Source organism: Nonomuraea sp. NPDC050547 (assembly GCF_044457345.1).
Classification (GTDB): Bacteria; Actinomycetota; Actinomycetes; order Streptosporangiales; family Streptosporangiaceae; genus Nonomuraea.
This window is the reverse complement of record NZ_JBITGW010000002.1, coordinates 442,569-462,016: the sequence shown is the minus strand read 5'-3', so window position 1 is coordinate 462,016 and position 19,448 is coordinate 442,569. Positions and strand designations below refer to the sequence as shown.

Genomic DNA, 19,448 nt, shown 5'->3' with positions numbered 1-19,448 from the left:
CCGGCCCTGCGCCTCACGCCAGACCGCGTCTCGCACCCCACCCGGAACCCCGCTCTCCCGGTCTTCGCCTCACCGGGTCGGCGGCGGATCCCCTTTTCGCCGGGTCCTCGCCGCACACCGGGTCCTCGCCGCACACCGCGACCACCCCAGCCCATCCGCCCCGCCCCGGGCTGCCGCACGCCCACAGGGATGCCCTCGCCGCCGCCCCGCGCCCCCACAACGGGCCCCACCGCCATGCCCGAAGCCCCCTGGGGTGACAGCCTCGCGGCACACTGGCCGGCCAACGCGGGTATCCATCGGTCGTGGCGGGCCGGCGTGTTCACCAGAAGCCTCTGCTCGTACGGCGCGCCCGCGAGGCCCGGATGCCGGCCGATCGTCAGCAGGTCCGCTGGGTGGCCCATGTGCCGCTCGCCTCGATGCTCAGGCCGGCTCCTCCACCGTCTCGGCCAGGGGCCGGGTCACGGGCTGGGGCAGTTCGTCGACCGGCACGAAGCGGTGCCCGCGCTCCAGCAGGCCCTCGATCAGCGCCGGAAGCGCGGCCACGGTGTTCGAGCGGTCGCCGCCGCCGTCGTGCAGCACGATGACCGAGCCGGGCCGGGTGCGCTCCAGCACGTCGGTGGCGATCTTCTCCGGTTCCGGCATCGCCCAGTCGGCCGCGCCGGCGTCCCACAGCACGGTGGTGACGCCGTGGTCGCCGAGCCAGCCGACGACCTCGGGGCTGCGCGCGCCGTACGGCGGGCGGAAGTAGCGGGTCGGGGTGCCGCCCGCGCCGTCGATCGCCTCGTCGGTGCGCTCGATCTGCTCTTCGAGCTGCGAGCGGGTGAGGTCGGGCAGGAAGGCGTGCGACCAGGTGTGGTTGCCGATCAGGTGACCGGCCCCGGCCGTCCGGGCGATCTCCTCGGGGTGCGCCCCGGCGAGCAGGCCGACGCAGAAGAAGGTGGCGGGCACGCCGTACCTGTCCAGGACGTCGAGTACGCCTCCGGTGTACGGCGGGTGCGGCCCGTCGTCGAAGGTCAGGGCGATGTCGGTGTGCTCGCGCGAGCCGTTGCCGAACCAGCGGCCGGCCCGCTTGAGCGGTTGTTCGGCGGCGACGCTGCGCGCGATGCCGGCTCGCAGCTCCTCCAGGCGGCCGGTGAGCGTGCCGTCGGAGATGCCGAGCCTGGTCAGCTGTGTCAGGTCGCGCCTGGCGGTGTCGGCCAGGGCGCGCGCGGGCACCGAGGCGAGGACCGGCCGCCGCGCGAGCATCCAGGGGTCGGCGCGGTACACCTCGAGCCCGGCTGCCATGAGGCTGCCGTCGAGGACTCCGTTGGTGCTGTCCACCACGGCCACGAGGGGCTGCTCCGGCGCTTGGGACAGGCGGCGCAGGTAGGCGACGATGCCGTCGCGCTCGTCCGCGGCGAACCTGGCCGCGGATCGCGCCACGCGCCCCGTCTGGTCGACGACCTCGACTTCGTAGCCTGCGGAATTCCAGGAGACTCCGGCGTAGAGCATCACTTTTCTTCCGTCCTCTAGCTTTCCTGCCTTTGCCAAAAGGTTGTCATAATTTGCCAAGACAGGCAATATTGCCGTCACGTTCTGGGAGGAATCGACGATCGAGGAACTCCTGGCCCTTCGCCGGCGCTGAGCGCCACCGCGCGCATGACGCGCGCCGGCCTCACCGGGGATCAGAAGCCGGCCCACATCAAGATCGGCTCCACGACCCCCGGCACCACCGCCACCGCGCGAGCGGCTTCTACGACGAGCGGGGACCGGCGCCCCGGTGGCGCGTCACAGCCGAAGCTCCTCCAGCTCCCTGACCGCCTGGTCCATGTCGTCGGCGACGCCCTGGCTGAGCAGCCGCTTGTACAGGGCCTCGCCACCGACGCCGAAGCGGCGGATCTCCCTGGCACGGGCGCTCATCCTGGCCCGGATCTCCTCGACGATCGGGCCCGCCTCCCCGGCCCAGCCGTACGACTCCAGGAACATCCGCAACCGGTGCGGCCGCGCGGCGAAGTCGGTGAAACCCTCCGAGGCGGCCACGCGGCGGGCGTGCAGCGGCACCCACCCCAGCGCCGTCCACGCCAGGTCCGACTGGGCGGTGGTCGGACCGGCGAAGTCCCAGTCGAAGAACCCGACCAGCCGTCCCGCCGACCAGGCGGCGTTGAACGAGCTCGCGTCGTTGTGCGCGATGATCATGCCGGGCGACCAGCGCACGCCCGTACGCCATTCGGCGTCAGGGGGCGGCACGAAGTCGGCGACGGCCTCGTGGTAGTCACGCAGCCACCAGGCGACCTGGCGCAGCGTGTCCTCGGTGCGCGTCCACTCGGGCCAGACCCGGCGCACGCCCATCGTCTCGCCTTCCAGATACGTGAGGACTTCGCGGCCCTCGGAGTCGATTCCCAGGACGCGCGGCGCCCCCTCGAATCCCTTGCCTTCCAGATGTCTCAACAGCGCGTGAACCGTCCGGGTCCAACGCCTGACCGTCCTGCGAACCGTGCCCCCCACACGAACAGCACCACCGTCATTGCCGCCCTCCAACAGACCTCCCCTCAGGAACACCCAGACGATTGTCCGTTCCGTCACCACGCGCGACAAGAGCAACGCGGCGCGCGTTCGCGCGGGTGATCGCCCAGGTGATCGCGGGCGGCCTTCAGGTGGCGGACCTGCGGCGTCCGGCGCGCGAAGATCCGGCCGGTGCTTTACGTGAGAGTGCCAGGGGGCTAGCGTCGAAAATGATCCTGCAACAGGAGTGAGGGATGTTCTCGATCGCACTCACCGCCGCGGCGCGAGACGCGCTGCGCCCGGATGAGGTGATCTTCTTCGAGTGGCACGGCATCGGCGTGTGCTGCGCGCACGACGGAGAGTTCTCGGCCCGGCCGGTACGCCGGGCCAGGCTCCCCCGCCGCGCACGGCAACTCGGCGACGCTCCCGCCTTCGCTCTTCCCGTCGCCTGGATGCACCTCGCCGGGCACGCGGTCACGATCGACTGCCGCACGTGGGGGCGCTGGCGGCGCTTCACGACCGACCTCCCCTGCCTAGGAGGGACCGTCCGGTGAAACTGCGATCCATACTCATCTGGACAGCCGTCGCCGTCGTCGGCGCCGTCGGCTGGGCCGTCCTCGCCCTGTCGCGGGGCGAGAACGTCAACGCGATCTGGCTGCTGGCCGCGGCGCTGGGCTCCTACGCCATCGCCTACCGCTTCTACGCCCGCTTCATCCTGCGCCGTGTGCTCGGCGCCGACGCCCGGCGCGCCACGCCGGCCGAGCGGCTCAACAACGGCATCGACTACCACCCGACCGACCGGCGCATCCTGTTCGGCCACCACTTCGCGGCGATCGCCGGGGCGGGACCGCTGGTCGGGCCGGTGCTGGCCGCGCAGATGGGCTACCTGCCCGGCACGATCTGGATCGTCGCCGGCGTCATCTTCGCCGGCGCCGTCCAGGACATGGTGATCCTGTTCTTCTCCATGCGCCGCAACGGCAAGAGCCTCGGGCAGATGGCCCGCGACGAGATCGGCCCGATCGGCGGCGCCGCCGCGCTGATCGCGGTCTTCGCCATCATGATCATCCTTCTGGCGGTGCTCGCGCTGGTCGTCGTGGGCGCGCTGGCACGCTCGCCCTGGGGCACCTTCTCGATCGCGATGACCATCCCGATCGCCTTCTTCATGGGCTTCTACCTGCGCAAGCTACGGCCGGGCCGGGTCGTCGAGACGACGGTCATCGGCGTCGGCCTGTTGCTGCTGGCGATCGTCGCCGGCGGCTGGGTGCAGGAGTCGAGCTGGGCGGAGACGTTCACGCTCAGCCCGTCGGCGCTGTCGCTGTGGCTGATCGCCTACGGCTTCGTCGCCGCCGTGCTGCCGGTCTGGATGCTGCTCGCGCCCCGCGACTACCTGTCGACGTTCATGAAGATCGGCACGATCGTGCTGCTCGCGATCGGCGTCGCGATCACCATGCCGGTGATGCGGACGACCGCGTTCACCGACTTCGCCTTCAACGGCAAGGGCCCGGTCTTCGCCGGGTCGCTGTTCCCGTTCGTCTTCATCATCATCGCCTGCGGGGCGCTGTCGGGCTTCCACTCCCTGATCTCCTCGGGCACCACGCCCAAGATGATCCAGAAGGAGACCCAGGTCCGGATGATCGGCTACGGCTCCATGCTGATGGAGTCGTTCGTGGCGGTCATGGCCATCACGGCGGCCTGCATCCTGAGCCCCGGGCTGTACTTCGCCATGAACTCGCCCGCGGGGGTGGTCGGCGCCACGGTCCAGACGGCCGCCGAGGCGGTGTCGAACATGGGCTTCGTCATCACCCCCGAACAGCTCCAGGCGGCGGCGCAGGCCGTACAGGAAGAGACGCTCATCGCCCGGACGGGGGGTGCGCCGACGCTGGCGGTCGGTTTGTCGCAGATCTTCTCCGACTTCATCGGCGGGCCGGGGCTGCAGGCGTTCTGGTACCACTTCGCGATCATGTTCGAGGCGCTGTTCATCCTCACCACCGTCGACGCCGGCACCCGCGTCGGGCGCTTCATGCTGCAGGACACGCTCGGCAACGTGTGGAAGCCGATCGGCCGCGTCAGCTGGTGGCCCGGACTCGTCGGGACCAGCGCGGTGGTCGTGGCGGCCTGGGGCTACTTCCTCTACCAGGGCGTCAACGATCCGCTCGGCGGCATCAACCAGCTCTTCCCGCTGTTCGGCATCGCCAACCAGTTGCTGGCGGCGGTGGCGCTGACCGTGGCCACCACGCTGCTCATCAAGAGCGGGCGGCTGAAATGGGCGTGGGTGACCGGTGTGCCCCTCGCCTGGGACGTGGCGGTGACGCTGACGGCCAGCTACCAGAAGGTCTTTTCCGCCGATCCCGGGCTCGGCTTCTTCGCCCAGCGCAACCGCTTCCAGACGGCGATCGACCAGGGTCAGGTCCTGGCCCCGGCCAAGACGCCCGAGGCCATGCGGCAGATCGTCGTCAACTCGACCGTCGACGGGATCCTGGCGGCGTTGTTCGCGGTGCTCATCATCATCGTGCTGCTGGACGCGATCCGCGTCTGGGTGCGGGCGATCAGATCGCCCGAGCCGCTGCCGAGCACCGAGGAGCCGTTCGTGGAGTCCAAGCTCGTCGAACCGGCCGGGCTGATCGCCACCCGCGAGGAGAAGGAGCTGATGGCCGCCTCAGCCGCGGAGAAGGGTTGAGACCCGGTCGCGGATCCCGGGGGTGTCCAGGCCGCGGATCGTGAGGGTGGTGCGGCGCCGTACGACGTCGTCGACGGTCGCCGCCCACTCGCGCTCGCGCGCGTAGACGACCTGCGCCCAGATGTCCGGCCCGTCCGGATGGATGCGCTCGCCCAGCACCGGGTTCTGCTGGATCAGCCGGGCCAGGTCGAAGGCGAGCGAGCCGTAGTGCGTGGCGAGGTGGCGGGCGATCAGCGGGTCCATCCGCGCGTCCGGCTCGCGGTCGGTGAACAGCCGCATCGCGACCGCGTCGGGACTGGCCATCCCCGGCAGCGGTACGGCCGGCAGCACCTTGGCGTGGTCGCCGCCCAGCACCTTGGACAGGGTCTCGAACACGTGCCTGCCGATGTGCCGGTAGGTCGTCCACTTGCCGCCGGCCACCGACAGCATGCCGCCCCTGCCGTAGGTCAGGACGGTCTCCCGCTTGGCCGCCGTGACCCCGCCCGGCCCGCCGGGCAGCACGCGCAGCCCGGCGAAGGTGTAGGTGATGTCCTGCCTGGACAGCCCGGTGACCGCGTGGCCGGCCTCGTCGAGGATCTGGTCCACGTCGGCGTCGGTGGCGCGTACCTGGCCGGGGTCGCCGGTGTACTCCTCGTCGGTGGTGCCCAGCAGCAGGTGGTCCTCCCACGGGATGGCGAAGGACACGCGGTACTTGTCGATCGGCGTGGTCAGCGCCGCCTTCCACGGCTCGCGCCGGCGCATGACCACGTGGGCGCCCTTGGACAGCCGGATGCTCGGCTCGGCGGCTTCGTCCTCCATCCGGCGCAGCTCGTCCACCCAGGGGCCGGTGGCGTTGAGCACCAGGTGGGCCTGGACGCCGAACTCCGTGCCGTCGAGCCGGTCGCGCAGCTCCGCCCCGCACACGCTGCCCCGGCTGAAACGCAGCCCGGCCACCTCGGCGTGGTTGAGCACGACCGCGCCCGCCTCCACCGCCGCGCGCACGGTCATGACCGCGACGCGGCTGTCGTTCATCTGGTGGTCGCCGTAGACGGCGGCGGCGCGCAGGCCGTCCATGCGCAGTTCGGGCACCAGTTCCTGGGCCTTGCGCGGGCCGACGATCCGGCCGAGCGAGGCCGACAGCGCCGAGTACAGGAACACGCCCGCGCCCAGCTTGGCCGCGCCGTGCGGCCCGCCCTTGTACACGGGTACGACGAAGTCGAGCGGCTTGACCAGGTGCGGGGCGATGTCGGCGGCCAGGGCGCGGCGTTCGCGATGGTTCTCGGCGACGAGCTTGAGATTCCCGGTCTGCAGGTAGCGCAGGCCGCCGTGGACCAGCTTCGACGACGCGCTGGAGGTGGCGCCGGCGAAGTCGCCCGCGTCCACCATGGCCACGCGCAGTCCCGCCTGGGCGGCCATCCAGGTGACGGAGGTGCCCAGGATGCCGCCGCCGATGACCAGCAGGTCGAACACGGCCCTGGAGAGCTCCTCCCGCGTCTGCTCGCGGCCGGCTCCCGTGACGATCATCATGACTTCTCCACCCAGTCGAGCGTGCGGGCGACGGCTTTGTTCCAGTCTCGGTACTCGCGCTCACGCCGGCCGGGATCGATCCCCGGCCGCCACTCGGCCGCCTTGTGCCAGTTGGCGCGCAGGGTCGCGAGGCCGTCCCAGTAGCCGGTGGCCAGGCCCGCGGCGTAGGCGGCGCCCAGCGCGGTGGTCTCGGCGACCACCGGCCTGATGACCGGGACGTCCAGCACGTCGGCGAGGGTCTGCATGAGCAGGTTGTCGGCGGTCATGCCGCCGTCCACGCGCAGGCCGGTCAGCGCGAGCCCGGCGTCGGCGTTCATCGCCTCGACGACCTCACGGGTCTGGAAGGCCGTCGCCTCCAGTACGGCCCGCGCCAGGTGCCCCTTGTTGACGAAGGCCGTCAGCCCGGCGATGACCCCGCGCGCGTCGCCGCGCCAGTGGGGCGCGAACAGGCCGGAGAAGGCGGGCACGAAGTAGCAGCCGCCGTTGTCGTCGACCGTCTTGGCGAGCGTCTCGATCTCGGCGGCGCTGGAGATCAGGCCGAGGTTGTCGCGCAGCCACTGCACGAGGGAGCCGGTGACGGCGATGGCGCCTTCGAGCGCGTAGGTGGCGGGGCCGTCGCCGAGCTGGTAGCCGACGGTGGTGAGCAGGCCGTGCCGGGAGACGACGGGTTTGGCGCCGGTGTTCATCAGCAGGAAGCTGCCCGAGCCGTAGGTGGACTTGGTCTCGCCCGGCTCGAAGCAGGTCTGCCCGAACAGGGCGGCCTGCTGGTCGCCGAGCGCGGCGGCGACCGGGATGCCGCGGAAGTGCCCGTAGACCTCGGACGACGGCCGGATCTCGGGCAGGATCGCCCGCGGCACGCCGAGCGCGGCGAGCAGTTCGTCGTCCCAGGCCAGCGTGTGGATGTTCATCATCAGCGTACGGCTGGCGTTCGTCACGTCGGTGACGTGCCGGCCGGTCAGCTTCCAGATGAGCCAGCTGTCCACCGTCCCGAACAGGATCTCGCCCCGCTCGGCCCGCTCGCGCAGCCCCCGGTCGAGCATCCAGCGCACCTTGGGCCCGGAGAAGTACGTGGTCAGCGGCAGCCCCGCCCGCTCACGGAAGATCTCGCCGTCCATCCCGGCGATGAGCTCGTCGGTGCGGGTGTCCTGCCAGACGATCGCCGGGCAGACCGGCTCGCCCGTCCGCCGGTCCCACAGCACGGCGGTCTCGCGCTGGTTGGTGATGCCGAGCGCGGCGATCTCCAGCCCGTCGACCGCCTCGGCCAGCACGCCCTGGACCGCCGCCCAGATCTCGGCGGCGTCGTGCTCCACCCAGCCGGGGCGGGGGAAGATCTGGCGGTGCTCGCGCTGGGCGACGGAGATGATGTTGCCGTCGTGGTCGAACACGATGCACCGGCTGGAGGTGGTGCCCTGGTCGATGGCGGCTGCGTACACGGGGAAGCCTCTTTCCACGATGTTCGACAATGCCGAACGCTCGGGAGAATCGTATGGGGTCGGGGGCCGATGTTTCAACGGGCCAGATCGCGGGTGATGGCGCGGGCGGCGTCGCGCACGTAGGAGACGTAGCGCATGTCCAGCGCGCCGTCCCTGGTCAGACGCTCAACGGCGCCGCGGATGCCGATGGCGCCCACGACGACGCCGCTGGGATCCTTGATGGGCGCGGCGACGGAGACCTCGCCCTCCTCCAGCTCCTCCAGGTCGGCGGCCCAGCCCTGGGATCTGACCAGGTCGAGCCCGTTCTCGTCGGACTCCTCGTAGGGGTCGTGGGCCAGCAGGACCTTGCCGAGCGCGGTGGTGCGGGCCGGCAGGTACGCGCCCACCTGCAGGACCTGCATGCTGTCGTCCGGCCGGAAGACGTGGTGGATCACCAGGACCTGGCCCTCGTGCAGGGTGCCGATCCACACGCTCTCCCTGCTGCGCCCGGCCAGGCCGTCGGCCCAGTTGAGCGAGCGGCCGCGCAGCTCGTTGACGTCGAGGTAGCTGCTGCCCAGGTGGAGCAGGGTGGCGCCGAGCCGGTACTTGCCGGTGGCGGCGTCCTGCTCGACGAAGCCGACGTGCACGAGGGTGCGCAGGATGCCGTGGAGCGTGCCCTTGGGCAGGGCCGTGGCCCTGGCCAGTTCGGCCACGCCCAGCTGACGCGGCCCCGCGGCCAGGAGCCTGAGGATGGCCGCGGCCCGCTCGACCGACTGGATCGTCTCTCCCACGGTGCCGACGATAGCGCCTGTTCGGGATTGTCGAACAGCTAGCCCGCATTCTTGATGAAGACGATCCCCTCGGCATCGTGGTACGGCTCCAGCGGAATGTAGCGGTAGTCGGTGCTGATCCGGGGCACCGGCTTCACGCCCGTCGCCGCCAGCGCCCTGGCGTCCACGACCAGGCGGTCCCCGGGCACCGCGGACAGGATGCCTTCGAGCGTGTCCGGCCCCGGCGGCTCCATACCCGGCCAGTGACCGGCTCCGGTGGCGAGGAAGGCGTAGCCGTCGCCCAGCCGCGCCTGCGTCATGGCCCCCGCGCTCCACCACTCCACCGGCGTCTCACCCAGCCGCATGGTGCTCATCTCGCGTTGCAGGTGCCGGTTGTGGGCGTAGACGAGCGTCGGGCCTCGGCGGGCCTCGTACTCGGCGATCGCCAGCAGGTTGTCGGCCATCATGGCGTCGCGCAGCCCCGTCAGCCGCGGCAGCCGGTCGGGGGTGTCGTCGGCCACCGCCGCGTGGTAGCGCAGCAGGCCGGTCGCCGTCCTGCCGTACAGGCGGGCCCGCCACCAGTCCCGCCCGGACGCCCGGGCCAGCCGGGGAGCCTCGGCGTCGAGGTAGCCGGTCAGGTCGCCGGCGAGCAGGCGCAGCCGTACCGCGTCGTCGGAGCGCCCGATCGAGCGCGCGGGATCCATCGTCGCGTCCAGGTTGTCCCAGCGCTCGTCCGCGCCGAACAGCCCGGCGAAATCCGCGATGTCCCACGGCAGCCGCAGGTGGGCGGCCAGCGCCGCGTGCAGCCGCAGGAGCGCGTCGCGGGGACTGGCCGCGCCGCTCAGCTCCATCGGCGCGTCGAACCCGTGGAAGCGCAGCCGATCGTCCTCGCCGCGGCCGCGGTTGTACTCCCGCATCCAGGCCACGAGCTCCCGCCCAGCGGCCGACCCGCCCAGCCCGTGGCTGAACCCCTCGCGCATGACCTCGTCGAGGTCGCCGTCGCCGCCCGCCACGTAGTCGTCGACGACCAGCCCCTTCAGGCAGTCGCTCTCGACCGTGATCGAGCGGTACCCGGCGTGCTCGACCAGATACCGGAAGAGCTCGTTGCGCAGCCGGGGGAAGACCTCGACGCCGTGCGTGGGCTCCCCCAGGCCCAGCAGCCGCGTGCGCGCCCCGGCCAGCTTCAGCACCGCCGCGCCCAGGTCCCGCGCGTCCGCCCATGTGACGTCATCCATGCTTCAACGGTATCGTTGAACTTTCTGGTGAAACTCCGGAGATTTCATCCGGTACGGCGAGGCCGTAACCTTCAACTCATGAGGCAGCTCCGCCCGATCGACCTGGCCCGCGAGCACGGCATTTCCTCGCAGGCCGTACGCAATTATGAAGAGGCGGGAATCCTGCCGCGGGCCGCGCGCACGCCGAGCGGGTACCGGGCCTATACCCCGCTGCACGCGCAGGCACTGCGCGCCTTCGTCGCCCTGACCCCCGCGCACGGGCACCACACGGCCACCGCGGTCCTTCGCGCGATCAACGAGGACGCGCTGGAGGAGGCCCTGCGGCTCATCGACGAGAGCCACGCCCAGCTCCTGGAGGACCGCCGCACGCTGACCGCCGTCGAGAACGCGCTGCGCGACCTGGCCCCCACCCCGGCCGAGCACGGCGTGACCCCCATCGGCCCGCTGGCCCGCAGGCTGGGCGTGCGCCCCGCCACGCTCCGCAAATGGGAACAAGCCGGCATCCTGCGTCCCGGCCGCGACCCCCGCACCGGCTACCGCGTCTACGCCTCCGCCGACGTGCGCGACGCGCAGTTCGCCCACCAGCTCAGACGCGGCGGCTACCTGCTGGAGCAGATCGCCCCCCTGCTCACCCAGGTCCGCGCGGCGGGCGGCATCGCGCCGCTGGAGGCCGCGCTGTCGGGCTGGCGCGAGCGGCTGTCGGCCCGGGGCCTGGCCATGCTCAGCGGCGCCGCCGCCCTGGACGCCTACCTGTCCGCCCGCGGCTGAGACTCCTCGATCCAGCCGCGGTCGATGCCGGGGTTGTCGTCGTGCACGACGAACTCACGCTCGGACTCCAGTACGGCGAAGCCGTCGGCGCCCAGCGCCCGTACCAGCGCGTCGAGCCGGTGTCCCGCCACGGACAGGCCGACGCCCCGGCACCGCTGGGTCACGTACCGCTCGGCGGAGCCGTCCGGGCGTACCCGCCGGGCGTTGCGCGACAGGTGCGCGGAGTGCCGCTGCGCGATCTCGGCCAGCTGCTCCGTGCGCGCGGGGTCGATCACCGTGACGTGGTGCTCGAAGTAGCAGCCGTCGAGTTTCGCGGCCGCGGCGGCGGTCCAGGGCACGTCCCGGTTCCACGGCGCCGCCTCGATCTTCACCCTGACCACGCGGAACCCCGCCTCCCGCAGCCCCGCCGCGCACGTCGCCGCGGCGGCCCGCTGCTCGGGCAGGGTGCCGCGGCCGGCGAGCGTCAGCGTCGGCTGGCAGGTGACGGCGCCGCGCGCCAGCACGACGTGGGTCAGGGTGGCCTGGTTGCCCGCCGCCCAGGCGTCCAGCCGTTCCACGTCGTCACCTGGCGCAACGGTCAGATGGATGTCGAATACCCCCGCGAAGTCCACGAAGGCCATGATCCACCACATCGCCGGTTTCTCCGCTTTTCTTATGAAACCCCGTCGTAGTCACCCCACCCGGCCATCTCGCGCCACGTGGGCCAGGTCTGGCCGGTGGCCCGCCGTACCAGCTCACCGGGAAGGCTGAACGGCGGCGCCTTGCGCGGGTCGGCGAGCGCCTGGGCGAGGATCTCGTCGTGCAGCGCGGCGGCGGCGCGCAGCCGCGGCAGCACCGCGTGGACGCGCTCGGCGTAACCGGCGGGCAGCGGGGGCCCGTCCCCGCCGATGTCGTACCCGGCGCCGGCGGTCACCAGCGCGATCTCGGGGCGCTTGCGCAGGGCGATCGCGGGGCTGAGGTGCAGGGCGACGGCGTCCCAGACGACCTCGGCCCGGTCGCGCGGCAGGCCGCGCTCGACGAGCCAGTTCGCGGCCAGGTCAGCGCCGTCGATCTCGAAGCTCCGCCGCCCGTTGCCCGGCTCGCTGAGCCCCACGTCGTGCAGCACGCAGGCCAGGAAGAACAGCTCGTCGTCGTAGTCGCGGCCCGGCAGCACGCCCTGCGTCTCGCCGGTGAAGCGGCCGTACAGATAGGTGCGCATGCTGTGGTTGAAGATCGGCGGGCTCTCGATGGCGCGGGCGTGGCGCACGGCCTCGATCGCGAGGGCGGTCCTGGGGAACGGCAGGCCGTCATACGTTTCCATGCCGGATCCCTTCCGCACGCAGGTTGCGCAGGGCGAGCAGGCCGCCGATGCCGGGGACGAAGGCGCGCCACATGGTCCCTCGCAGGCCCGTGGACGGGGCGAGGGAGGCGGCGGCGATGACGGCCACGTAGGAGATGCCGTGCAGCGGGCCGCCGAACGTCGTGATGACCTTGGCGTGCACCGTGAACAGGTTCGTGAGCAGGGCCGCCAGCGAGAGCAGTTCGGCGGCCGAGGCGATCCGCAGGAGGCGCATCCGGCTCACGCCGCCTGTCCGGAGCCGGGCCGTACGATCATCAGGACCACCACGATCGCCCAGGTCAGGTTGTAGACGCCGGCGAACATCGACAGCTGCCGCAGCCGCGCCGGGTCGCCTTCGCCCTGGTCTGCGAGGGCGTCGCGCTGGCGGGGGTAGATCTGGGTGATGAGCAGCAGGGCCGCGGCGGCGGTCAGGAGCATCGACACGATGATCCAGATCTCGCCCATCCTGCCCTGGATCCCGGCCAGGATCATCCCGGCGAGCGGGACCACGAGGCCGAAGGCGGCGTACCCGCGGGTGACGCGGTGCAGCGCCACGGCCACCGACCGGCTGCGGCCCTCCCCTGCCGGGGCGGGCGCGTAGCGGGGGAACAGGCTCGTCGCCACGGCCGAGCCGCCGACGAACACGATGGCGGCCAGCACATGCACCGACAGCAGGACATGTTCCAGCATGTCTTCTTCTCCAACCTTCAGGGTGGCTGAAGCTTAGGGCACACTTCAGTCGCCCTGAAGGTTGGGGTGCTCCACCGGAAGACGCTCGCCATCAACGCAGGCCGGACACCCCGGCGCGGAACGTCGGGCGGCTCAGCGCGGGTCGGGGGCTTGAGCGGGGAAGCCGGGCGCCGCGGCCAGGAAGGCGGCGAGGACGGCCTGGCCGACGCCGCGCTGGACCGGGTCGGCGTCCGACCCGAACAGGCGCTCGTCCGCCTCGGCCACCGCCTTCCTGGCCGCCCGCAGCAGGTTCACACCGTCCGGCGTCACCTCGATCGCGGAGGCCGAGCCCGCGCGCGCCGTGTGGTCCCGCACCAGCCCCGCCGCCTCCAGCGACTTCACCGCCGCGTGCACACTCTGCACGGTGACCCCCTGCATACGCGCCAGATCACTGAACGACGCCCCGGGCACACCCACGATGTGCCCGAGCAACCCCAGCCTCCTGACCGTCAGATCGAGCGGCGCCAGAGCGGCCGTCAGCTCATTCTCAACCCGCCGCGCCAGGGTCAGCACGATGATGGAGGCGCTGGTCACGGGCGGGCCAAGGCGGTCGTCGTCACTCACCCCGCCAGTTTCCCACCGGCTCTCACCGCACCGGCAACCCCGTGACGGCGCGGCCGATGATCAGGCGCTGGATCTCGGACGTGCCCTCGAAGATGGTGTAGATCTTGGCGTCGCGGTGGAAGCGCTCCACCGGGTGGTCGCGGGTGTACCCCGCCCCGCCCAGGATCTGGATGGCCTGCTCGGTCACCCACACCGCCGTCTCGCCCGCCACCAGCTTCGACATCGACCCCTCCGCCTGCTCGAACTGCCGCCCGTTGCGCGCCATCCACGCCGCCCGCCAGGTGAGCAACCTGGCCATGTCCACCCGGGTCGCCATATCGGCGAGGAGGAAGGCGATCGCCTGGTTCTCGCCGATCTTGCGGCCGAACTGCTCGCGTTCCGTGGCGTAGTCGCGGGCGTACTCGTAACCGGCGCGGGCGATGCCCACCGCCATCGCGGCCACGGACGGGCGGGTGGTCTCGAAGGTGCGCATCGCGGCCTGTTCGCCCGAGCGTTCACCGTTGCGGACGCGGGCCAGGCGGGACTCCAGCCTCTCCTGCCCGCCGAGCAGGCAGGCGGCGGGGACGCGTACCCGGTCGAGGACCACCTCGGCGGTGTGCGAGGCGCGGATGCCGTGTTTCCTGAACTTCTGGCCCATGGACAGGCCGGGCGTTCCCGGCGGGATGACGAACGAGGCCTGGCCGCGGGTCCCGAGCGCCGGGTCCACGGAGGCGACGACGACGTGGACGTGGGCGATGCCGCCGTTGGTGGCCCAGGTTTTGACGCCGTTCAGGATCCAGTCGCCGGAAGGGTCGCGTTCGGCGCGGGTGCGGATGGCGCCGACGTCGGAGCCGGCGTCGGGCTCCGAGGCGCAGAAGGCGCCCAGCTTGACGTCGTTCTCGGTGCCGAACATCTGGGGCAGCCACTCCCCCATCTGCTCGGGCGTGCCGTTCGAGGAGAGCGCGGCGGCGGCCAGCCCGGTCCCGACGATCGACAGGCCGATCCCGGCGTCACCCCAGAAGATCTCCTCGAACGCGACCGGCAGCGCCAGCCCGCTCTCCTCGAACCATTGGGTGGCGAAGAAGTCCAGCGAGTACAGCCCGATCTTGGCGGCTTCCTGGATGACGGGCCAGGGGGTTTCCTCGCGTTCGTCCCATTCGGCGCCGGCGGGGCGGATGACGTCGCGGGCGAAGGTCCGCACCCATTCACGCACTTCGCGCACATCACCACTGAGCTCCGGACAAAAGCCGCTCATCTTGCTGCTCCCTGAGATTTCCTGGTACGGCGTAGCCGCATGGATGCCGAAAGCCCGCATGTCCGGAACAGGCATGCGCACCCGCCCGCGGATCCCCCAGGCTGAAAAGTTACCGCCGGTAACACCCTACCGGCCGGTAGTCAGCGCCGCCAGGCCGGAAAGCCCCCGCGAATGTCAGTCACCCTCGGTAGCCTTTCGCTCACCATCCCACCCCCGTCGAAAGCCCCCCATGAACCGCTGGCTCGCCGCCCTCCTGGCCGCCCTCCTGGGCGCGGCCGCCTTCCTGCTGCTCCAGCCCGCGTCCACCGTGCGGGCGAGCGTGCACTTCGAGCGGGTCGTGGGCCTGTATCCCGGTTCCGACGTGCGGGTCCTGGGCGTGAAGGTGGGCGAGGTGACGGCCGTGACGCCGGTCGGCGACCGGGTGCGGGTGGATCTGGCCTACGACGCCGGCCGCAAGGTGCCCGCGGACGCGCAGGCCGTCATCGTGTCCAGGTCGGTGGTGGCCGATCGGTATGTCCAGTTGGCTCCGCCGTACACGGGAGGTGCGGTTCTGCGGGACGGCGCGACCCTCGCCGCGGGACGGACGCCCGTCGAGATCGACGAGGCGCTGCGCAGCTTCAACACGCTGACCAGGGCCCTCGGCCCCGACGGCGCGAACGCCGACGGCTCGCTGTCGCGGCTGCTGAAGGTCTCCGCCGACACCTTCGGCGGCCAGGGCGCGACGGTCGGGGCGAGCGTGCGCAGCCTGTCCGACGCCGCCGCGGCGCTGGCGGGCAATCGCGATGAGTTCTCCCGGACCATCCGCAACCTCGCCCTGATCACCGGCACGATGGCCGAGGACGACGCGCGAATCCGCGCGTTCATGCGCGACCTGGCCACGGCCTCGGGCCAGCTCAACGCCGAACGTGACGAACTACGCGCCGTCTTCAAAGGCCTGTCCCGCACGCTCATCCAGGTCGCCGCCTTCGTCGACGACAACCGCGCCGAGATCACCGCGAACACCCGCGACCTCGCCCACCTCACCAAGCTTCTGGTACGGCAGCGCGCCTCGATCGAGACGTTCCTCCAGACCGCCCCGCTGGCCGTGAACAATGCCGGTAACGCCTACGACCCGCGCTCGGGGACGTTCCGCGCCCGCATCGACCTCAACGGCCAGAGCGACGACCTGGCGATGTGGTTGTGCTCACTGGCGTACTCGATGGGCACGCCTCCGGCCCAGTGCGAACCCCTCCTGAAGCCCCTGAACCCCCTCGGCAAAGCCCTCGGCCACGCCGGCCTGGACGCCTCCGCCCTGTTACCGGACGCCCGCGTCGAGCGCCCGGACGTCACCGTGGGCGGGCTGCTCCCCCGCCGGCATTAGGCCGCGGGGGCGCTCGGTCCGGCGTTCGTGGCGGTACGGCCCCGCTGCCACAGGCTGTCGAGGGCGAGCGCGCCGCCACCGGTGAAGCCGACGGCCAGGGCGCCGGCGGCCAGGGCCAGGACGAACTCGAAGCCGCCCTTGTCGATGAAGAAACCATTGGCGAAGTGCACGAACACCGCCGCGCCGAGCATGTCCAGCGCGAGGAGAACGCTCACTATCGGCAGTCCGGCGCCGAGGATCAGCGCGGCGCCGCCCAGGACCTCCACGACGGCGACCACGGGCGCGGCCAGTCCTGGCAGAGGTATGCGTATCTGTTCGAAGAAGGCGATGGTGCCGCCTATGCCGCCGGTGAACTTGACCAACCCGTGGACGAGGAAGATCGCACCTATGGCTATGCGGGCGAGCAAGAGAACGATGGGACGGACCTGGTCGACCATGACTCCTCCTTCCCTCCTCTCTTGACAGTAGTTGTCCAATCACAAGCGCACAATGTTGGGGCCCTCGGACGTGGACCTTCCCGGGAGCCGGGTCACGGGGATCGCCTTGCCCACCGGCCACAGAGGAGCGCCGGGGCGGGGGCGTGGGGGAGGGGTCAGGGGGAGTGGGTGGTGCGGCGGGTCGAGGCCAGCACGGCCAGGGCGGCGAGGGTCATGGTGGCGGCCACGCCGTACAGGAGCGGGGTGAAGGAAGGGAAGGCGGCGGCCATCTGGGGGCCGATGGCGCTGCCGGCCGCCAGCGAGAAGGAGAACAGGGCCAGGGCGCTGCCGCGGGCGGGGCCGGCGGCGGCGGAGATGGCCTCGTTCAGGCCGGGGAGGGCGCCGGCTATGGCGGCCACGTACAGGGCCAGGAGGAGGGCGAGCCAGGTGGAGGAGGGGCTTGTGGCGGCCACCGCGGTAACCGATAGGGCGGCTATCACCAGGAAGGCGGCGGCTCGGGCCGGAGCGGGCATGCGGCTCAGCCATGGCATGAGGATCGGGATCAAGATGATCGCGGGCAGGCCGGCGGCGCGCAGGGCGAGGAGTTCGGAGGGGGAGGTGGTGACGCCGTAGAGCTGGAGGGCGGTGTAGACGGCGACGAAGCCGATCATGAGGACGAGGGTGGTCAGGTAGCGCGGGAGCAGGGTGCGGTGGAGCAGGAGGCCGGGCAGCGCCCGGTAGGCGCCCAGGATGGAGGCCGCGGCGGGGCGCGGGGCGTCGGGGAGCATGATGGCGCGGATGACCGGCATGGACAGAGCCAGTCCGGCGGCGGAGACGAGGAACGGGGCGCGCCAGCCGGTCAGGGGGACGAGGAGCTGGGCGCCGACCTGCAGGAGTACGGCGGAGACCAGGAAGGCGGCGGTCACCGCGGAGATCGCGATGGCCCGGCGCCTCGGGTCCACGCGTTCGGCCAGGTAGGCCAGGGCCGCCGGAGGGAAGGTGGCCACGGCTATGCCCTGGACGAGGCGCAGGACCATGGCCGCCTCCGGGGTGGGGCTCAGGGTGACGGCGGCGGTGGCCAGGGCGGCGATCGGCAGGCCGTACAGGAGGAGCCTGCGGCGGCCGAGGCGGTCGGACAGCGGGCCGAACAGCAGGAACCCGATGCCGTAGCCGATGGCGAAGGCGGTCACCAGCCAGGCCAGGGACGCGGTGGTGGTCGTCCAGGCGGTGGCCATGTCGTGGAGCAGGGGGATGACGATGTAGAGCTGGCCACTGACCAGGATGGCGGCGAGGGTGAAGGCGGTCACGGTGGGGGCGAAGGGGGCGTAACGCCGGGGTGCGGGCTCGGCCGCCGCCTCCGGTGGGATGCCGAGGAGAGTCATGGGATCGGACCGTAGCCAACCAACTAGTTGGATGTCAACCAACCAGTTGGATGCTGTAGGATGCCGGGCATGGCACCCAACGTCTCGACCGCCGCCACCCGGGCCGCCCTGATGGACGCGGCGCGGGAGGAGTTCGCCGCGTACGGCATCGCAGGGGCGCGCGTCGATCGCATCGCCGAGCGGGCCGGGGTCAACAAAGAGCGGATCTACGGGCATTTCGGGAACAAGGAGAAGCTCTTCGACGCCGTCATCACCGAGGCGCTGGACGAGCTGACCACCCAGATCGCCCTGCCCGGCGCCGACCCGGCCGCGTACGTCGACCGGTTGTCGGCCTACTATGCCGAACACCCCCAGCTGGTACGGCTGCTGATGTGGGAGGCGCTCAACTACCGGGGCCAGGAGCTGCTGGCCGGCCAGGAGGTCAGGGTCGAGCGGTGCGCGCGCAAGAACGCCTCCCTGGCCGAGGGCCTCGGCCAGGCGCCCTCCACCGGCACGGCCAGGACGATGTTCCTGCTCACGGGGCTGGCGCTGCTGCCGTCCATGCTGCCGCAGCTGGCCCGGATCATGCTGGGCGAGGAGGCCTCCGCGCACAAGGACATGCGCGAGCACGTGGCCGCGTTCGTCGCCGCCGCCCTCCCCGGAGCCGGGACTCAGGGGCGGTAGCCGTCCACGGTGAGGATGGGCGGGCGTTCGGAGATGGTGACGTCGCGGTCGGCGGTGTGATGGCCGGTGCGGGTGCGGCGGAACTGGGTCAGGCGGGTCGACGGCTCGTGCGCCGCCTGGATCTTGGCCTCGCGCTCCAGCCGAGACCAGGCGGCGAGCATGATCTGGGAGGCCATCGCGCCCAGCGCCTCCGTCGACTGGTGGGAGTGCTCGCGGGCGCCGAGGTCGACCTGGGCGAGCGCGTCCAGACCGGCCAGCGACAGCAGGTCGATCAGCAGGCCCAGCTCCACGCCGTACCCGGTGATGAAGGGCACGCGCTCCAGCGCGCTGCGGCGCCCCGCGTACTCCCCGGCCAGCGGCTGCATGAACCCGGCCAACTCCGGCCAATGCAGGTTCAGCAGGGGGCGGGCGACGAGCTCGGTGACGCGCCCGCCGCCGGTCGGCGCGCCGCGCAGGGGGCGGTCGTAGCAGCCCTTCACGTACGCGAGGCCGGGGTCGGCGAGCAGCGGCCCGAGCAGCCCGGTGACCAGGGACGACTGGAAGTTGCGGATGTCGGAGTCCACGAACGCGACGAGGTCGCCGGAGGTCACCGCCAGCGACTTCCACAGCGCCTCGCCCTTGCCGTCCAGCGGCTTGAGCGCGGGCAGAATCTCATCCTGCGCGTGTACGGCGGCGCCCGCCCGCGCGGCCACCACGGCGGTGTCGTCGGTGGATCGCGAGTCGATCACCACCACCTCGTCCACCAGATCGGGCAGTTCCCGCAGCAGCACGCCGACGATCTCCCCGACGGTCTCACGCTCGTCGCGGGCCGGCAGGACGACGCTGATGGACGTGCCGCCCTTCGCCTCGATCAGGCGCCCCAGGGGCCAGTCGGACGCGGAGAAGGTACGGCGACGCCACCAGGACTCCACCTCAGGCAGCACGCGACCCCTC

General features: G+C 71.7%; 20 protein-coding genes. 5 read left to right on the top strand and 15 right to left on the bottom strand.

What is annotated here, in order from left to right:
- Nucleotides 1-420 precede the first annotated feature (420 nt).
- Both ACIBHY_RS06605 and ACIBHY_RS06600 read right to left on the bottom strand, forming a co-directional pair.
- A complete protein-coding gene (locus ACIBHY_RS06605; RefSeq protein ID WP_397306145.1) occupies nucleotides 421-1,491 on the bottom strand; it encodes a polysaccharide deacetylase family protein in 1,071 nt (356 codons plus the stop codon).
- A 276-nt stretch (nucleotides 1,492-1,767) separates the two neighbouring features.
- Nucleotides 1,768-2,427 (bottom strand): phosphotransferase, encoded by a 660-nt coding sequence (locus ACIBHY_RS06600; protein ID WP_397256917.1) that lies wholly within the window; start codon nucleotides 2,425-2,427, stop codon nucleotides 1,768-1,770.
- Nucleotides 2,428-2,735: 308 nt separating this feature from the next.
- On the opposite strand from ACIBHY_RS06600, the gene ACIBHY_RS06595 reads away from it, so the two are divergent.
- The gene (locus ACIBHY_RS06595) at nucleotides 2,736-3,035 is read left to right on the top strand and encodes a hypothetical protein (RefSeq protein WP_397256919.1); all 300 of its coding nucleotides are present in this window, start codon (nucleotides 2,736-2,738) and stop codon (nucleotides 3,033-3,035) included.
- On the top strand, nucleotides 3,032-5,158 hold the full coding sequence (locus tag ACIBHY_RS06590) for a carbon starvation CstA family protein (protein WP_397256921.1): 2,127 nt from the start codon (nucleotides 3,032-3,034) through the stop codon (nucleotides 5,156-5,158). The genes ACIBHY_RS06595 and ACIBHY_RS06590 overlap by 4 nt, the downstream gene beginning before the upstream one ends.
- On the opposite strand, the gene ACIBHY_RS06585 is transcribed toward ACIBHY_RS06590, so the two are convergent.
- From ACIBHY_RS06585 to ACIBHY_RS06570, 4 genes are all read right to left on the bottom strand, one after another.
- Entirely contained in the window at nucleotides 5,138-6,664 is a 1,527-nt protein-coding gene (locus ACIBHY_RS06585) for a glycerol-3-phosphate dehydrogenase/oxidase (protein ID WP_397306144.1), read from the bottom strand. The genes ACIBHY_RS06590 and ACIBHY_RS06585 overlap by 21 nt on opposite strands.
- Nucleotides 6,661-8,097 carry a glycerol kinase GlpK gene (glpK, locus tag ACIBHY_RS06580; RefSeq protein ID WP_397256925.1) on the bottom strand — a complete coding sequence of 479 codons (1,437 nt, stop codon included), beginning with the start codon at nucleotides 8,095-8,097 and terminating at the stop codon, nucleotides 6,661-6,663. Before glpK ends, ACIBHY_RS06585 begins: the two co-directional genes overlap by 4 nt.
- 74 nt (nucleotides 8,098-8,171) lie before the next feature.
- Nucleotides 8,172-8,867, bottom strand: a complete 696-nt coding sequence (locus ACIBHY_RS06575; RefSeq protein WP_397256927.1) for an IclR family transcriptional regulator — start codon at nucleotides 8,865-8,867, stop codon at nucleotides 8,172-8,174.
- Nucleotides 8,868-8,905: 38 nt separating this feature from the next.
- The gene (locus ACIBHY_RS06570; RefSeq protein ID WP_397256929.1) at nucleotides 8,906-10,081 is read right to left on the bottom strand and encodes an erythromycin esterase family protein; all 1,176 of its coding nucleotides are present in this window, start codon (nucleotides 10,079-10,081) and stop codon (nucleotides 8,906-8,908) included.
- Nucleotides 10,082-10,159: 78 nt separating this feature from the next.
- On the opposite strand from ACIBHY_RS06570, the gene ACIBHY_RS06565 reads away from it, so the two are divergent.
- Nucleotides 10,160-10,849, top strand: a complete 690-nt coding sequence (locus ACIBHY_RS06565; RefSeq protein WP_397306143.1) for a TioE family transcriptional regulator — start codon at nucleotides 10,160-10,162, stop codon at nucleotides 10,847-10,849.
- Here ACIBHY_RS06565 and ACIBHY_RS06560 read toward each other — a convergent pair.
- The 6 genes from ACIBHY_RS06560 to ACIBHY_RS06535 form a co-directional block, all read right to left on the bottom strand.
- Complete coding sequence (locus ACIBHY_RS06560; protein WP_397306142.1) at nucleotides 10,828-11,481, bottom strand: hypothetical protein; 654 nt, start codon at nucleotides 11,479-11,481, stop codon at nucleotides 10,828-10,830. The genes ACIBHY_RS06565 and ACIBHY_RS06560 overlap by 22 nt on opposite strands.
- A 20-nt stretch (nucleotides 11,482-11,501) precedes the next feature.
- On the bottom strand, nucleotides 11,502-12,149 hold the full coding sequence (locus tag ACIBHY_RS06555; RefSeq protein ID WP_397306141.1) for an HD domain-containing protein: 648 nt from the start codon (nucleotides 12,147-12,149) through the stop codon (nucleotides 11,502-11,504).
- Nucleotides 12,136-12,402, bottom strand: coding sequence for a hypothetical protein (locus ACIBHY_RS06550; RefSeq protein ID WP_397306249.1), 267 nt, complete (start codon nucleotides 12,400-12,402; stop codon nucleotides 12,136-12,138). The genes ACIBHY_RS06555 and ACIBHY_RS06550 overlap by 14 nt, the downstream gene beginning before the upstream one ends.
- 5 nt (nucleotides 12,403-12,407) lie before the next feature.
- Nucleotides 12,408-12,854: a hypothetical protein gene (locus tag ACIBHY_RS06545; RefSeq protein ID WP_397257053.1), complete on the bottom strand. Its 447-nt coding sequence runs from the start codon at nucleotides 12,852-12,854 to the stop codon at nucleotides 12,408-12,410.
- Between the two features lie 135 nt (nucleotides 12,855-12,989).
- The gene (locus ACIBHY_RS06540; protein ID WP_397306140.1) at nucleotides 12,990-13,460 is read right to left on the bottom strand and encodes a MarR family winged helix-turn-helix transcriptional regulator; all 471 of its coding nucleotides are present in this window, start codon (nucleotides 13,458-13,460) and stop codon (nucleotides 12,990-12,992) included.
- Nucleotides 13,461-13,482: 22 nt separating this feature from the next.
- Nucleotides 13,483-14,694: an acyl-CoA dehydrogenase family protein gene (locus ACIBHY_RS06535; protein WP_397256939.1), complete on the bottom strand. Its 1,212-nt coding sequence runs from the start codon at nucleotides 14,692-14,694 to the stop codon at nucleotides 13,483-13,485.
- 229 nt (nucleotides 14,695-14,923) lie between these two features.
- On the opposite strand from ACIBHY_RS06535, the gene ACIBHY_RS06530 reads away from it, so the two are divergent.
- Nucleotides 14,924-16,054, top strand: coding sequence for an MCE family protein (locus tag ACIBHY_RS06530; RefSeq protein WP_397306139.1), 1,131 nt, complete (start codon nucleotides 14,924-14,926; stop codon nucleotides 16,052-16,054).
- Here the strand turns inward: ACIBHY_RS06530 and ACIBHY_RS06525 are convergent.
- Together ACIBHY_RS06525 and ACIBHY_RS06520 are read right to left on the bottom strand one after the other, a co-directional pair.
- A complete protein-coding gene (locus ACIBHY_RS06525) occupies nucleotides 16,051-16,491 on the bottom strand; it encodes a DoxX family protein (RefSeq protein WP_397256943.1) in 441 nt (146 codons plus the stop codon). The two genes, ACIBHY_RS06530 and ACIBHY_RS06525, sit on opposite strands and share 4 nt — an antisense overlap.
- A gap of 155 nt (nucleotides 16,492-16,646) precedes the next feature.
- Nucleotides 16,647-17,852 carry an MFS transporter gene (locus ACIBHY_RS06520; protein ID WP_397306138.1) on the bottom strand — a complete coding sequence of 402 codons (1,206 nt, stop codon included), beginning with the start codon at nucleotides 17,850-17,852 and terminating at the stop codon, nucleotides 16,647-16,649.
- A 69-nt stretch (nucleotides 17,853-17,921) separates the two neighbouring features.
- On the opposite strand from ACIBHY_RS06520, the gene ACIBHY_RS06515 reads away from it, so the two are divergent.
- Nucleotides 17,922-18,515 carry a TetR/AcrR family transcriptional regulator gene (locus ACIBHY_RS06515; protein ID WP_397256947.1) on the top strand — a complete coding sequence of 198 codons (594 nt, stop codon included), beginning with the start codon at nucleotides 17,922-17,924 and terminating at the stop codon, nucleotides 18,513-18,515.
- On the opposite strand, the gene ACIBHY_RS06510 is transcribed toward ACIBHY_RS06515, so the two are convergent.
- Nucleotides 18,503-19,438, bottom strand: coding sequence for a glucosyl-3-phosphoglycerate synthase (locus tag ACIBHY_RS06510; RefSeq protein ID WP_397306137.1), 936 nt, complete (start codon nucleotides 19,436-19,438; stop codon nucleotides 18,503-18,505). The two genes, ACIBHY_RS06515 and ACIBHY_RS06510, sit on opposite strands and share 13 nt — an antisense overlap.
- Nucleotides 19,439-19,448 lie beyond the last annotated feature (10 nt).

Coding starts and splice junctions, on each gene's coding strand:
- ACIBHY_RS06555 (WP_397306141.1), bottom strand. CDS start 12,149: ATGGAAACGTATGACGGCCTGCCGTTCCCCAGGACCGCCCTCGCGATC.
- ACIBHY_RS06515 (WP_397256947.1), top strand. CDS start 17,922: ATGGCACCCAACGTCTCGACCGCCGCCACCCGGGCCGCCCTGATGGAC.
- ACIBHY_RS06595 (WP_397256919.1), top strand. CDS start 2,736: ATGTTCTCGATCGCACTCACCGCCGCGGCGCGAGACGCGCTGCGCCCG.
- ACIBHY_RS06565 (WP_397306143.1), top strand. CDS start 10,160: ATGAGGCAGCTCCGCCCGATCGACCTGGCCCGCGAGCACGGCATTTCC.
- ACIBHY_RS06525 (WP_397256943.1), bottom strand. CDS start 16,491: ATGGTCGACCAGGTCCGTCCCATCGTTCTCTTGCTCGCCCGCATAGCC.
- ACIBHY_RS06570 (WP_397256929.1), bottom strand. CDS start 10,081: ATGGATGACGTCACATGGGCGGACGCGCGGGACCTGGGCGCGGCGGTG.
- ACIBHY_RS06585 (WP_397306144.1), bottom strand. CDS start 6,664: ATGATGATCGTCACGGGAGCCGGCCGCGAGCAGACGCGGGAGGAGCTC.
- ACIBHY_RS06605 (WP_397306145.1), bottom strand. CDS start 1,491: ATGCTCTACGCCGGAGTCTCCTGGAATTCCGCAGGCTACGAAGTCGAG.
- ACIBHY_RS06535 (WP_397256939.1), bottom strand. CDS start 14,694: ATGAGCGGCTTTTGTCCGGAGCTCAGTGGTGATGTGCGCGAAGTGCGT.
- ACIBHY_RS06550 (WP_397306249.1), bottom strand. CDS start 12,402: ATGCGCCTCCTGCGGATCGCCTCGGCCGCCGAACTGCTCTCGCTGGCG.
- ACIBHY_RS06520 (WP_397306138.1), bottom strand. CDS start 17,852: ATGACTCTCCTCGGCATCCCACCGGAGGCGGCGGCCGAGCCCGCACCC.
- ACIBHY_RS06530 (WP_397306139.1), top strand. CDS start 14,924: ATGAACCGCTGGCTCGCCGCCCTCCTGGCCGCCCTCCTGGGCGCGGCC.
- ACIBHY_RS06560 (WP_397306142.1), bottom strand. CDS start 11,481: ATGTGGTGGATCATGGCCTTCGTGGACTTCGCGGGGGTATTCGACATC.